The organism is Providencia sp. PROV122, from assembly GCF_028482365.1.
Lineage (GTDB): Bacteria > Pseudomonadota > Gammaproteobacteria > Enterobacterales > Enterobacteriaceae > Providencia > Providencia stuartii.
In genome coordinates, this window is record NZ_JAMPQI010000009.1 from 64,720 (window position 1) to 78,292 (window position 13,573).

Here is a 13,573-nt window from a genome sequence, read left to right on the forward strand (position 1 = left end):
TAATCGATTAGCATGGTAGTTAAATAACAAAATAGCAACAAAGTGAGCCGTTATGTCTGAGATACAAATTCCATTTTCAATATTAGATCTCGCACCTATTCCACAAGGCGCTTCTGCGAAGGAGGCTTTCTCTCACTCTTTAGATTTAGCCCAATTGGCCGAGAAACTTGGCTTCCACCGTTATTGGCTTGCAGAGCATCATAATATGACGGGAATTGCCAGTGCCGCCACCTCGGTGTTGATTGGTTACCTTGCCGCCAATACCACAACACTGCATCTTGGCTCTGGGGGCGTGATGTTACCCAATCATTCACCGCTAGTGATCGCTGAGCAGTTTGGCACATTGAATACGTTATATCCTAATCGAATTGATTTAGGGATCGGTCGAGCGCCTGGGAGTGACCAACAAACCATGAGAGCGTTACGTCGCCATATGAGTCATGATATTGATAATTTCCCTCGCGATGTGGCTGAGTTGGTGAATTGGTTTGATGCAACAGATCCTAATCCTCCTGTCAGGCCAGTTCCCGGTTATGGTGAAAAGATACCTGTGTGGCTGCTAGGATCAAGTTTATACAGTGCGCAACTTGCAGCTCAAATGGGGTTACCTTTCGCCTTTGCCTCTCATTTTGCCCCTGATTTGTTATTACAGGCATTACAGACGTATCGGGAAAACTTTACGCCCTCATCTAGGCTCGCTAAGCCATATGCAATAGTTTGTATTAATATTATTGCTGCTGATACTGTTCGTGATGCGGAGTTTTTATTTACATCTATGCAGCAAGCTTTTGTGATGTTACGTAGAGGTCAGCCTGCACAATTACCACCTCCAGTGGAAGATATGGGGAAAATTTGGTCGCCTGCTGAACAATTTGGCGTGCAACAAGCACTCGGGATGTCATTAGTGGGGGATAAAGCCAAAATTCGCCATGGGCTAGCATCCGTATTACGTCAAACTCAAGCGGATGAAATCATGGTTAATGGGCAAATTTTTGATCATCAAGCCCGCTTATATTCATTTGAATTAGCGATGCAAGCAATGCAGGCGCTGAGAGAGCAGTAACGCTTATGAATAGCGGTAGCGACACTATTTATCCCATTAATATAAAATCCGTTTAGCATCACGAGTTAACCGCATTTTTATGGGCTACAGGCGATAACGAGAGGTATTGACCTGTAGACCCAAGCTTCTTCTGTTCGGCTAGATTGCATTCAAGACGCTGGTTTTTAAACGATGCTCTGTCAATTGAGCACAATGAATCGACTTATTTTCCCAATGCTAGAGGGCGACTCAAAATGGCAGAGTACGTTCAACGTGGTAGCATTTAGCTATTATTTTAGAGGATAAGTGAGATAACCCAGAATAATCTGGGTCATAGACGGCTAACAAGCGATTTGTGGCAGATGGGGTTCAAGAGGGGGCAGACCATGAGCCGCTCTAGCTCGGTCACAAGCTTCATTATGAACGCCATCAACCCATGATTGCTCGAATTCGCGGCAAGGGGTAGGCCTTTGACTATAGATAGCACAAGAGACACATTCACCAACCGTACCGGTTAATGCTGTGCAGCGTGTATTGTGTTTTTGATTGGTGCCCTTCATTGCACTCATAAATGGTGTTATTTGCTCAGTGAGATCTTGAGGAACCGTGCCACCACCACTTTCGCTTTCTGCCCAATAAAATGAGACGCGAAAATAAGCACAGCAAGCACCACAACTTACACAGGGATTATTTTCAGGATCAGTTTTTATTATATGAGTAATATTGGTCATATATAAAATCACTAAAAAATTTTGGAAATAATGACCCGCAGAAAACGGGCTGACGCAACATAGGCAGGAGGCCTAGAATCGTTGCTCAAACGCTATTATCTTACGTATTATTTCCGATTGGCAAGATTTTTCAGTGTTTCATACTGATATTTCTCATTATCTATACGATAAATAAATTCGATTAGAATTTTAAAAAACAAAAACTGCACCTTAATCAGTCGTGTTGCAACTTTTGGGGTGCAGTCAGTGGATAATTTTATCTTAAATTACGCTAATGTAAATTAGACGTGTTTTAGCTCACCATCATCCTCTTGGTTGTAGATGGTTTTGTCAGTTTCACCCATTAATTGGCTAGTGACCGTGCCCGCTGTCATAGAGCCGCTGACGTTGAGGGCGGTACGACCCATATCAATCAGAGGTTCGACGGAGATCAGTAAGGCAACCAGTGTGACAGGTAACCCCATAGCAGGGAGTACAATCAGCGCGGCAAATGTTGCACCACCACCAACACCAGCAACCCCTGCTGAGCTAACAGTAACAATCCCAACTAATGTCGCAATCCACAGTGGATCAAATGGGTTAATGCCCATGGTGGGGGCAACCATAACAGCTAACATAGCGGGATAGATACCAGCACAACCGTTTTGACCGATTGTCGCTCCAAATGAAGCCGAGAAGCTGGCGATAGATTCAGGAACACCAAAGCGACGAGTTTGAGTTTCAATGTTCAGAGGAATACTGGCGGCACTCGAACGGCTTGTGAACGCGAATGTTAATACAGGGCCTGCTTTTTTGAAAAACTTAATAGGACTGAGGCCTGTTACCGCAATGAAAATACCGTGAACGATAAACATCAGTGCTAGTGCGACGTACGACACTATCACGAATGTGCCTAGATTAATGATGTCTGATAGGTTAGAGCTTGCAACAACCTTGATCATCAACGCCATGACACCATAAGGTGTTAAGCGCATAACTAGACGGACGAGTTTCATTGCCCAAGCTTGCAGCACATCGATAGCCGCGAGCGCTTTTTCACCACGTTGTTGGTCATCTTTGAGTAATTGCAGAGCAGCAACCCCCAAGAAGGCAGCAAAGATAACCACGCTGATAATAGATGTTGGGCTAGCGCCCGTCAGATCAGCAAATGGGTTTTTAGGAATAAATGATAAAATAAGTTGTGGAACAGTTAGATCAGACACTTTGCCCGCATAATTATTTTGAATTGCATCAAGGCGAGCAGTTTCTTGTTGACCTTGAACCAAACCTTCGGCAGTTAAGCCAAAAAGATTTGCAATCAAAATACCAATAAGTGCGGCTATTGCAGTGGTTAATAACAGTGTTCCGATAGTTAAGAAACTGATTTTACCTAACGATGATGCCTTGTGCAGACGTGCGACCGCGCTCAGTATCGATGCGAAAACTAATGGCATAATCACCATTTGCAATAGCTGTACATAGCCATTACCCACGATATTAAACCAGAGAATAGAGTCTTTCAGTGTTTGGTGATTAGTACCGTACACCAAATGGAGAGCGACGCCATATGCCACACCAAAAACCAGACCTAATAGAACTTTTTTCGACAGGCTCCAGCCTTTTGCCCCTAGTTTTGCCAGTAGTATGAGCAGTGCTACAAAGACAAGCACATTAATAATTAAAGGAATATTCATTCCGAACTCCAATCGCAGTTTTTTGAATTATGTTATTAGCGCTGTAAACCTTAAAGGTTATAAGGAATTAGCTCATCCTAACAACTGGTTATATGTTATCAGCAGATAAAAGACAATTCTTATACTGAAAAGTAATAACTTATGATGAATGATGCTTACAGTATATTACAAAATAGATGACTATGTAGACATGCGTATATCTATTTGATTATGAATATATTTTATTATGCTTTCAAATTGACTATGAAAATCAAAGCTATAACTAACGGGTATAAAGCAAGCACAAACAGCCAAAACGATCGCGATAAAACGTTCTGCACGTTTATTTGACTTGCTACGCAGTAACGGAAAACAAAAACGAAAAGGCAGAGGCCATAAGAAGGGAACTCCGGAAGGGGTGAGTATATCAGCCACTAAATGGCTCATATAACCCAGTAAAAATGCTTGGATCAAATCATTAGGAATAGGCCAGTTGGCCGGTAGCCATTGGTAACAGGCGAGCACTAATAGTAGCCATGCGATTAAACTGTGTGTAAAACCTCGATGCCCACATAATTTGGAAATCGGCAGGGAAAGGATCCTTAACATCCGGCCGGGTATCGATGAAGGGTGGTCGATATCGGGGAGTAATGCCCCCAATAGCGCACCTGGCACCATATGCAGCCAATCACCTTGAGCAAGCTCAGGTGTGATCTCTAGCTTATGTGCCATTATTAATGAGGCGACAGAAAATAGCAGGTGCCCTTCAGCGGTCATGGTGGATAAATTACCATCTGTTTATCTATACAGTTAGGAGGGCAGTATAAAGCGTTTAAAAAGAATATGATAGGGCTAGAAATGCAAAAAACTCTTAGTTATTAGCAAATAACATCAGAGTTTTATACTTTTATGTAATATCCCTATCAAAACGTGATAGGGACGGGCGAAAAAAGCGGCAATAGATAATTAACGCAAATATTTTTCGGTGAGTTCATTAAGTGATGCGAGTTTAACATCCGCTAATCCCCAACGCGGATCATGAAAATGCTGTTGGTCAGGAACAACGATTGAGCGCATTCTTGCCGCTTTTGCAGCAATCATACCGTTAAAGGAGTCTTCTAGTGATACGCAGTGGATGGGTTTTGTCTCCAGCAAAGCAGCTGCATTGAGATAAACTTCAGGGTGCGGTTTACTGTGAGGTAAATCAGCCGCCGAAACAACCGCCGAAAAATAATCACGGATCTCAAATAAGTTCAGTACTTTCTCTAACATGTATTGCGGCGAGGCAGAGGCGAGGGCGATATTCAATCCCATTGAACGGCATAGTTCTAATGCGTGATGCACACCGGGAAGGAGGGGACGCTGCTCTTCAACTAAGCCAATAACACGATCAATAATCATCTGTTCGACTTCTTTTAGGCTATGTCCTTGCCACGGAGAAGCGTGATACCAAAGCTCTACGACATGGTCGATTCGTAAGCCTAGTGTATCGGGTAGTTTATCAGCGATGGATAGGTCGATGCCTAATTGAGTAAAAATTTCACGCTCCCCTTGCGCCCAAAAAGGCTCAGAGTCAATCAGCAAGCCATCCATATCAAAGATAACAGACTGGATGGATAAGTTGTGGTACATGTCAAAACTCCATTCATGTATGTGTGACCTTGCCATGTTTCAAGGTGTTGTATGCAGTAACAGGATTGACCCAATTAATTTGCCACCGTATCAATTCAAGGTATTGCATATCATCTGAAACTGATAGCCCTTTATTGCGATGAGTATTGTAGCAAGTCACTGACTGATTATATATATCGAAACGGTCATCTTTATCTTGAGTGTGAACGATCCCCAAAAGTTGGATCTTTATGAAACTATTCAGTTATGGATTGAAAATGCTCGATAACATGGCTGAGATATCAACACAGCAATCCATATCCGACACAAGGGAATATGGGAATGACAAGCCCCCTAAATCCGTCATATCGCGGTTGCGGTCTAAGAAGTGGGCAGCTTTGCCACTGACGACAATGGGCAGTCACGAAAGCGCAAGTTAAATAATCTGAAATTGCGAGTATCCGTATTATTCCTTGTGGTAAATTTGGTGGCTTTATAAAAATTCAGTTATGATTAGTTATAAAAAAATTTTTAGAGGGTCAATAATGAATTACCAGACTGCAAGTTATGTCGCAATCGGCAAGCGTATTATCGGTTGGATTGTTTTTCTTGTAGCATTGATTTCCACTTTAGCGTCATTAGTCAAATTGGCGGGTATGAAAGGGTTAGAAGGAGAGGGTATTAATGCAGTAGCCAATGATTTTATTAAATTAATGGCTGAAATGACGCGCCAAAGTACACCGTTTCTTAATGTCTTCTGGAACAACTCCCCAGTACCTCAAGTTGCCAATGGTTTTTCAGGCGCGAATATCGGCTTTATCATTATCTTTCTTTTTATCTTTGTTGGCTTAGCACTAAGCGCTTCTGGCTTACGCATGTATCGACAAATTAAATTTATTCGTGAAAGCCTCGAAGATCACGTGATATTGGAAAAAGCCAAAGGAAATGAAGTCTCGAAAGAAGAGCTTGAGGCTAAAGTGACGATCCCTCGACACACCATATTTACCCAATTCTTTATTCTTTATTTTTCGCCAATCGCATTCGGTATAGTTATCTATTTGGCATTAAAGTTGCTGAATTGGTAATTATCTGGCCCAGTCAGGCATCGCTGGGCCAACACCGTCATTATTTCTCGCCAATTAACTCATCGATAATGGTACGTGCGTGAAAATAGCTTTTTTCAAGGCCAAAAATATTGGATTGGCAAAGTAGATAATAAAGTTGATAAATAGGTTGCCTTTCGAGGAAGCCCGAAGGTAAAGGCCACACACTTTGGTATCCGTCAATAATTTGGATGGGTAACTCTGGGTATAAAGGCAACATTGCCATATCACATTCTCTATCCCCCCAATAGCAGGCGGGGTCATATAAAATACCATTCTGCTCTTGTGTCATAGCGCAGTTGGCAGGCCACAAATCCCCATGAAGTAAGGAAGGTTGCGGTTGATGTCCTGTCAGGCGCTCTTTGACAATATCAACGATCTGCTGAATATCGCCAAAGACCATTCCTTTCTCAGCGGCAATTTGTAATTGCAAACCAATACGTTTTTCGGCGAAGAAAGAGTTCCACCGTTTTTCCCAACCATTTGGCTGAGTGATGGTGCCTAACATTGTATCAAAGTCAAAACCATAGCTCGGTTGCTCTTCCCATTGATGTAGGTGGGCTAATTGCTGACCGAAACGCCATGCGTTAGTTGCATCAAAACTTTTTAAAGGAAAATATTCTAATAGCAGAAAGCTGTGGTGTTTATTACTCCCTACACCATACACTTTAGGCACAGTGATGGTTTTGCTTTTGGCAAGCATTTCAAGCTGTTCGGCTTCTTGTTTAAATAAAGGCAGAAATTCACGCAGATTCTGTTTGACGAAAATGGTATGGCCACCGTAATCGATTTTCATCGTGTGATGAATATCACCCCCAGAAAGTATTTCTTTGTTATGAAGTTCTGCTTCACCTAAGTGTTCGCTTAATAAACGGTACATTGCTTGCCACATGATACACCTCGCTTTGCTTTGGTCTTCACTAACACGATTCTATAGCGACAGTTTAGGAATTAACAGCAATAATTATTTAAAAAGAAGAGCCTATCACGAAATGGCTCAACTATAACATTATGTTGAATGGATTATTTTAGATATTCATTATTATCGATATATTGTTTTTAAATTAATAACTAGTCATAAATAAATATTGAAATAAGACTATGAATATATTTCAAATATTATTTTTCTTTTTTAAAAAATAAAGCCTTATTGTAATGACTATTATTTGCTATATTTTCTAATGAATATAATAAAATTAATTTTATACATAATTAGATTGTAATTATTCGATGTTTATTTTTTGCAATATTTAAATTAAAAAGAGTAATGAAAATGAAAGAGAAAATTGAAAATTACACTGGTCCTGCCGCTGGCTGGGGCGCGGTAAAAGCCGTGGCTGAAGCTATTCGAGGCCAAATGGAAATTGGTCATGATGTGATTGCTATGTTTGAAATGAATAAGCCTCAGGGGTTTGATTGCCCTGGTTGTGCATGGCCTGATCCTAAACATTATGCCTCCTTCGATATATGTGAAAATGGCGCAAAAGCCATGTCATGGGAAGCAACATCGAAAAGAACCACACCTGAATTTTTTGCAAAACATTCAGTAACTGAATTATTAAAGTGGGATGATTACGATTTAGAAAATGAAGGTCGTTTAACGCATCCAATGAAATATAATCCGCAAACTGACCATTATGAAGTGATTGAATGGGAAGAAGCCTTTGCACAAATAGGTAAACATTTATCTGGCTATGCCGACCCTAATGTGGTCGAGTTTTATACCTCTGGGCGCACCTCAAACGAAGCTGCGTTTTTATATCAACTGTTTGCAAGAGAGTACGGAACGAATAATTTCCCTGATTGTTCCAATATGTGCCATGAACCAACGAGTGTTGGACTTGCTGCATCTATTGGGGTGGGTAAGGGGACTGTGTTATTGGAAGACTTTGATAAAGCCGATTTAGTGATCTGTATTGGTCATAACCCCGGCACTAACCACCCAAGAATGCTGAGCTCATTGCGTGAAGTGTCAAAACGTGGTGCAAAAATTATCGCGATCAATCCGTTAAAAGAACGAGGGTTGGAACGGTTTGAGTACCCACAAGATCCTGTTGAGATGCTGACTTTAGAGTCAACTCAATTAGCCCAACACTATTATAAAGTACGCATCGGTGGCGATACCGCATTAATAAAAGGCGTGATGCGTGTTGTTATTGAGCAGCATGAGGCTGCGGTCGCACAAGGTAAATCGCCTATATTAGATAATGAGTTTATTCAGTCTCACACTGCCGGTTTTGAGGCACTCAAACATGATGTGATGTCGACGCGTTGGGAAGATATATTACGTGTTAGCGGTCTAACTCGTGATGAAATCGAACAAATAGCCCAATTATATATTGAGGCGGATAGCACGATTATTTGTTATGGAATGGGGATCACTCAGCACCAGCACGGTACACAAAATATTCAGCAATTAGTGAATCTGCTGCTGCTCAAAGGGAACATTGGACGTGAAGGGGCCGGCATCTGTCCTTTACGTGGGCACTCCAATGTACAAGGAGACCGTACTGTTGGGATCACCGAAAAACCAAGCCAAGCTTTTCTCGATAAAATCGAACAACGGTTTGGTTTTAAACCCCCAGCTAAATTTGGCCATGCCGCTGTCGCGAGTATGCAAGCTATTTCTCAAGGAAGTGCGCGTGCATTGATCTGTATGGGCGGTAATTTAGCGGTTGCGATGCCGGATCAGGATGCCTGCTATAGCGGTATGAAAAAATTAGACTTAGCAGTGCATGCAGCGACTAAACTTAATCGCTCCCATCTGTTGACAGCCAAAAACACATTCCTATTCCCCGTATTAGGGCGTACTGAACGGGATGAACAAAAAACCGGACCACAAAGTATTACCGTTGAGGATTCTATGTCGATGGTACATGCCTCGCACGGTAAGCTAAAACCGGCTAGCCCTCACTTGAAATCAGAGTGTGCCATCGTAGCCGGTATGGCTAAGGCTACATTGCCAAATACTAAAGTGGAATGGGATGAGTTTATCGATGACTACGATAAAATTCGTGACGCGATGGAGGCGGTGTTACCGGGTTTTGAAGATTATAACGCGCGGATCCGTGTGCCCGGTGGTTTTCACTTAACCAATGCGGCTGCAGAGCGGCGCTGGTTGACGTCATCAGGAAAAGCAAACTTCATTACGACGCAAGGCGTTATTGAAGACCCTAAATCAGCGGTGAATAGTGAATTAGTCTTGGCGACAGTACGTAGCCATGACCAATATAACACCACTATCTATGGACTCAATGACCGCTATCGCGGTGTTTTTGGCCAACGTGATGTGATGTTTATTAGCGAAGCACAGGCTAAGAAACAGAACTTAGCCGCAGGCGATAGAGTCAATATTATTGCACTGGATAGTGAACAAAAGCGCACTCATCGCCGCTTAGATAACTTAAAAGTGGTTATCCATGATATGGCTGATCGCTGCGTGGCGACCTATTTTCCAGAAGCGAATAACTTAATTGCGTTGGATAATTTTGACCCGCAAAGTGGTATTCCGGCTTACAAAAACATTCCAGTGGTACTAGAAAAAGTGGATGTAGCGTCTTAACACCATCTCTTGATGACATAGAGACAAAAGCCACCCTTAAGATGATTGGGTGGCTTTTTATTTTGCTTATTATCGCTAACAGCGCATTAGGCCGACTGTAACTTTTCTTGCGGCAATTTCGCTTTTTTACGCGCTAAGACCATTTTGCTATAGAGCAGGGCAATGATGAAGTAGATGGCTTGAGTAATAACAATACAAGGGCCTGTAGCACCGTCAATGTGGAAACTGACAATGGTTCCAATCACACTAGAGGTGACGGAGGCAATCACGGCCACAAAGAGCATCCACCCAAAGCTTCGACATAGGACAAAAGCGATGATGCCCGGGGAGATAAGCATCGCAATGACTAAGATGATCCCAACCGCTTGAAGCGAGGCGACAATGGTAAGGGCGAGCAATGAGAGCAGACCATAATGGATCAACTTTACAGGCAGGCCAATCACACGCGCTTGATTAGGATCAAAGCAATACAGCATAAAATCTTTACGTTTTAGTAAGATAATAGCGATGGTAATGCCTGCAAACCATAGGTTTTGCTTAAATTCGGCATCGGTAATACCAAGAATATCCCCAAATAGGATATGAGTAAGATGCTGCTCGGTATCGATTTTGGCAAACATCACTAAGCCGACGGCGAACATGCCTGAAAAGACAATTCCCATCACGGTATCTTCTTTGATACGACTATTCTCTTTGAGGTATCCGGTGGCAAATGCACAAAACAGGCCCGAAACAAATGCCCCAATAGCAAGTGGTATACCCGCAACAGAAGCAATAACAATCCCCGGTAATACAGCATGGGAGATGGCATCCCCCATTAATGACCAGCCTTTAAGCACTAAAAAGCAAGATAAAATCGCACAGACAGCACCTGTCACGATAGCCGTAATAATCGCTTTCTGCATAAACGGGAAAATAAAAGGTGCCGTTAGTAAGTCAATAAAATCACTCATTAGAGGCTCCTTGTTGTTTTATTTTATGCAGGTTCTCGACTTCCTGTTTTGCCTTACGACGAGAAGCAAAAATGCCGTGTTTTGGCGCAAAGAAGAATGCCAATAAGAAAATAACCGTTTGAAGCGTCACAATTAAGCCGCCAGTTGCTCCATTGAGGAAATAGCTGGCATAAGCACCGATCGCGCTGGTGGCAGTACCAATAGCGACTGCAATGATTAATAAACGCTTAAATTGGTCAGTGAGTAGATAAGCTGTTGCCCCGGGAGTTACCACCATAGCAATAACTAAGATTGCACCAACCGTTTGTAATGCAGCTACCGTACAAGCACTTAGTAGAGTAAAAAAGATAATTTTTAAGCGCAATGGATTCAAGCCAATTGAACGAGCGTGGCTTTCATCAAAGAACACGGCGAGTAAATCCTTCCATAAAGCCAGTAGCACGATAAAGGAGATGGCGATAATAATTTCAACCTGCAATACATCGGCGTCGGCGATACCTAAAATATTACCGAAAATGATGGTTTGCACATTCACTGAGGTTGGGTTTAAAGAGACGATTAATAGCCCCGCGGCAAAGAAAGTTGAAAAGATAAAGCCGATAACGGCATCTTCACGTAACCGAGTAATATGCTTAATAAAGGTCATAGCTAGGGCCGCGAGGATCCCCGTAAAAAAGGCGCCGGCGGCATAGGGTAAGCCTAACGCATAAGCTCCGGCAACACCCGGTACAACGGAATGAGAGAGGGCATCGCCCATTAATGACCAACCTTTGAGCATTAGGTAAGCTGAAAGAAATGCACAAACGGCACCCACAATAGCGCTTACCCAAATGGCTTTAACCATATAGTTGTACTCGAAAGGTTGCAGTAACAACTCGATCATACTGGATCCTTAGGCTGGTTTGTTCTAACGGGGGCATTGTGGTCATGGCCATAGAAAACGGCGGCGCGTTCATCATCGGTAATCACCGTGACAGAGCGTGGATCGTCGTCGTCATGCAGCTCTTGACCTGAAAGATTGATATGGCGTAGCACACCACCAAAAGCCACTTGCAAATTCTTTTGGGTAAATGTGGTTTCAGTCGGACCACTTGCGAGTACGGTGCGATTAATCAAAATGACTTGGTCACAAAACTCAGGCACACTCCCTAAGTTGTGAGTAGACACCAAAATCAGGTGGCCTTCATCACGTAGGCTACGTAACAGGTCAATAATGGCGTTTTCTGTTTTAACATCGACCCCTGTAAAGGGTTCATCAAGTAGGAGCACTTTACCTTGTTGGGCTAGCGCACGAGCTAAAAAGACGCGTTTTTTCTGCCCGCCAGAAAGCTCGCCAATCTGGCGATGCTCTAACCCTGCCAAATCTACACGTTCAAGTGCTTTTTTTACCGCTTCTTTGTCTTCACTTTTAGGAATACGAAAAAAGCCCATTTTGCCGTAACGCCCCATCATCACCACATCGGAGACAAGCACAGGAAAGTTCCAATCCACTTCCTCTGTTTGAGGAACGTAGGCAATAATGTTTTCTTTGAGAGCCTCTTTGATTGGCTCACCATTGAGCGTGACACTGCCAGATGATGGGGTGACTAACCCCATGATCGTTTTAAATAAGGTGGATTTACCACTGCCGTTGACGCCAACCAATGCACATATTGATCCGCCTGTAATATCAAAACTTGCATCATAAATTGCAGTGTGACCGTTGTTGTAAGTGACAGTGGCATCATCCACAACCAAATTAGGGTGTTCAAAGCGTTTCGAGTTACTCATATTACTGATCAAATCCTTTCGCTATAGTGTCAACGGTTGTATTTAACAGTTCGATATAGGTTGGTACTGGGCCATCTGCGGTTGATAGTGAATCTACATAAAGGACTCCACCGTATTTTGCCCCAGTTTCTTTACTAACTTGGCGTGCTGGTTTGTCTGAAATTGTACTTTCGCTAAATACCACAGGGATATTATATTTACGTACAGTATCAATCACATTTTTAACTTGTTGTGGCGTTCCTTGTTCTTCCGCATTAATTGGCCAGAGATAAGCTTCTTTAAAGCCATAATCTTTTGTTAAGTAGCTGAAAGCGCCTTCACTTGAGACTAACCAACGTTTCTCTTCAGGGATACGGTTGAGTCGCTCACGCAGTGGAGCATCAAGTTGTGCAATCTGTTCAGCATATTTTTTCGCATTTTGGTTGTAGATTTCTGCGTTTTCTGGATCATACTTAACCAATGCTTTGCGAATATTTTCGATATAAATTTGGGCGTTTGCAGGTGACATCCATGCGTGTGGGTTCGGATTCCCTTTATATTCGCCTTCACGAATTGGCATAGGGTCAATCCCCTCAGTGACGACAACAGCAGGAACATTTTGGAAATTTTCAAAGAAGCGTTGGAACCAGACTTCAAGGTTTAAGCCATTCCATAAGATCAGGTCGGCATCATAGGCCTTCATGATATCTTTTGGTGTTGGTTGGTAACCGTGGATTTCAGCGCCAGGCTTGGTTATCGATTCCACAACGGCGGCATCCCCTGCGACATTTTGTGCGATATCTTGAATAATGGTAAAAGTTGTGACGACCTTAAACTTTTTAGCTAATGCAGGTTGACTGATTAGTAAAATAGTAGATAAAGCAAAGACAGCAGAAAGTAGTGGTTTAGACAGTAGAGATAGTGTTTTCTTCATTATTCAGACCCTGACATCATTGGCTTAGTGGATTTTTTAATTACCCTGTTACGCATAAAAAGAATAGCAGGAGCAAAAGTCAATTGATAATGATTATCAATATCAATTGGATAAAGTCAAGACAAAAAGAGTGTGATTTTTCTATTATTGTGATTACTTTTTTCAATGACTAAAACATGTCTTGAAGTAAAAGTTAAGTAAAAATTATTTTATTTTTCTTACTATTAGTTATTCTT

General features: G+C 42.3%; 12 protein-coding genes. 3 read left to right on the forward strand and 9 right to left on the reverse strand.

The window, feature by feature from the left end; all coding sequences use genetic code 11:
- The first annotated feature begins 52 nt into the window (after positions 1-52).
- Positions 53-1,063 (forward strand): luciferase-like monooxygenase, encoded by a 1,011-nt coding sequence (locus PSE69_RS07670; protein WP_004919035.1) that lies wholly within the window; start codon positions 53-55, stop codon positions 1,061-1,063.
- A 320-nt stretch (positions 1,064-1,383) separates the two neighbouring features.
- On the opposite strand, the gene PSE69_RS07675 is transcribed toward PSE69_RS07670, so the two are convergent.
- The 4 genes from PSE69_RS07675 to hxpB all read right to left on the reverse strand — a co-directional run bounded on the left by PSE69_RS07675 (position 1,384) and on the right by hxpB (position 5,057).
- Positions 1,384-1,773 (reverse strand): YkgJ family cysteine cluster protein, encoded by a 390-nt coding sequence (locus tag PSE69_RS07675; RefSeq protein WP_004919036.1) that lies wholly within the window; start codon positions 1,771-1,773, stop codon positions 1,384-1,386.
- Between the two features lie 281 nt (positions 1,774-2,054).
- Complete coding sequence (locus PSE69_RS07680; RefSeq protein ID WP_272675199.1) at positions 2,055-3,446, reverse strand: L-cystine transporter; 1,392 nt, start codon at positions 3,444-3,446, stop codon at positions 2,055-2,057.
- Positions 3,447-3,626: 180 nt separating this feature from the next.
- On the reverse strand, positions 3,627-4,202 hold the full coding sequence (locus PSE69_RS07685; protein ID WP_004919040.1) for a metal-dependent hydrolase: 576 nt from the start codon (positions 4,200-4,202) through the stop codon (positions 3,627-3,629).
- Between the two features lie 189 nt (positions 4,203-4,391).
- Positions 4,392-5,057, reverse strand: a complete 666-nt coding sequence (gene hxpB / locus PSE69_RS07690; RefSeq protein WP_014658187.1) for a hexitol phosphatase HxpB — start codon at positions 5,055-5,057, stop codon at positions 4,392-4,394.
- Between the two features lie 524 nt (positions 5,058-5,581).
- On the opposite strand from hxpB, the gene PSE69_RS07695 reads away from it, so the two are divergent.
- Entirely contained in the window at positions 5,582-6,121 is a 540-nt protein-coding gene (locus tag PSE69_RS07695) for a YniB family protein (protein ID WP_014658188.1), read from the forward strand.
- A 40-nt stretch (positions 6,122-6,161) separates the two neighbouring features.
- Here the strand turns inward: PSE69_RS07695 and PSE69_RS07700 are convergent, their stop codons facing one another.
- A complete protein-coding gene (locus PSE69_RS07700) occupies positions 6,162-7,031 on the reverse strand; it encodes a fructosamine kinase family protein (protein ID WP_121875269.1) in 870 nt (289 codons plus the stop codon).
- A gap of 381 nt (positions 7,032-7,412) precedes the next feature.
- Between PSE69_RS07700 and PSE69_RS07705 the strand changes: the two genes are divergently transcribed.
- The gene (locus PSE69_RS07705) at positions 7,413-9,701 is read left to right on the forward strand and encodes an FdhF/YdeP family oxidoreductase (RefSeq protein ID WP_014658189.1); all 2,289 of its coding nucleotides are present in this window, start codon (positions 7,413-7,415) and stop codon (positions 9,699-9,701) included.
- A gap of 86 nt (positions 9,702-9,787) precedes the next feature.
- On the opposite strand, the gene PSE69_RS07710 is transcribed toward PSE69_RS07705, so the two are convergent.
- Genes PSE69_RS07710 through PSE69_RS07725 form a run of 4 tightly spaced genes read right to left on the reverse strand, consistent with a single transcriptional unit; the run spans position 9,788 to position 13,337 of the window.
- Complete coding sequence (locus PSE69_RS07710; protein WP_004919051.1) at positions 9,788-10,654, reverse strand: metal ABC transporter permease; 867 nt, start codon at positions 10,652-10,654, stop codon at positions 9,788-9,790.
- The gene (locus PSE69_RS07715; RefSeq protein ID WP_004919054.1) at positions 10,647-11,537 is read right to left on the reverse strand and encodes a metal ABC transporter permease; all 891 of its coding nucleotides are present in this window, start codon (positions 11,535-11,537) and stop codon (positions 10,647-10,649) included. Before PSE69_RS07715 ends, PSE69_RS07710 begins: the two co-directional genes overlap by 8 nt.
- A complete protein-coding gene (locus PSE69_RS07720; protein WP_014658190.1) occupies positions 11,534-12,424 on the reverse strand; it encodes a manganese/iron ABC transporter ATP-binding protein in 891 nt (296 codons plus the stop codon). The genes PSE69_RS07715 and PSE69_RS07720 overlap by 4 nt, the downstream gene beginning before the upstream one ends.
- A gap of 1 nt (position 12,425) precedes the next feature.
- Positions 12,426-13,337 carry a metal ABC transporter substrate-binding protein gene (locus PSE69_RS07725; RefSeq protein ID WP_004919060.1) on the reverse strand — a complete coding sequence of 304 codons (912 nt, stop codon included), beginning with the start codon at positions 13,335-13,337 and terminating at the stop codon, positions 12,426-12,428.
- Positions 13,338-13,573: the final 236 nt, after the last annotated feature.

What these genes read in the sequence shown, in the direction of transcription:
- hxpB (WP_014658187.1), bottom strand. Translation starts at nt 5,057, where the DNA reads ATGTACCACAACTTATCCATCCAGTCTGTTATCTTTGATATGGATGGC.
- PSE69_RS07705 (WP_014658189.1), top strand. Translation starts at nt 7,413, where the DNA reads ATGAAAGAGAAAATTGAAAATTACACTGGTCCTGCCGCTGGCTGGGGC.
- PSE69_RS07695 (WP_014658188.1), top strand. Translation starts at nt 5,582, where the DNA reads ATGAATTACCAGACTGCAAGTTATGTCGCAATCGGCAAGCGTATTATC.
- PSE69_RS07725 (WP_004919060.1), bottom strand. Translation starts at nt 13,337, where the DNA reads ATGAAGAAAACACTATCTCTACTGTCTAAACCACTACTTTCTGCTGTC.
- PSE69_RS07700 (WP_121875269.1), bottom strand. Translation starts at nt 7,031, where the DNA reads ATGTGGCAAGCAATGTACCGTTTATTAAGCGAACACTTAGGTGAAGCA.
- PSE69_RS07710 (WP_004919051.1), bottom strand. Translation starts at nt 10,654, where the DNA reads ATGAGTGATTTTATTGACTTACTAACGGCACCTTTTATTTTCCCGTTT.
- PSE69_RS07680 (WP_272675199.1), bottom strand. Translation starts at nt 3,446, where the DNA reads ATGAATATTCCTTTAATTATTAATGTGCTTGTCTTTGTAGCACTGCTC.
- PSE69_RS07715 (WP_004919054.1), bottom strand. Translation starts at nt 11,537, where the DNA reads ATGATCGAGTTGTTACTGCAACCTTTCGAGTACAACTATATGGTTAAA.
- PSE69_RS07720 (WP_014658190.1), bottom strand. Translation starts at nt 12,424, where the DNA reads ATGAGTAACTCGAAACGCTTTGAACACCCTAATTTGGTTGTGGATGAT.
- PSE69_RS07675 (WP_004919036.1), bottom strand. Translation starts at nt 1,773, where the DNA reads ATGACCAATATTACTCATATAATAAAAACTGATCCTGAAAATAATCCC.
- PSE69_RS07685 (WP_004919040.1), bottom strand. Translation starts at nt 4,202, where the DNA reads ATGACCGCTGAAGGGCACCTGCTATTTTCTGTCGCCTCATTAATAATG.
- PSE69_RS07670 (WP_004919035.1), top strand. Translation starts at nt 53, where the DNA reads ATGTCTGAGATACAAATTCCATTTTCAATATTAGATCTCGCACCTATT.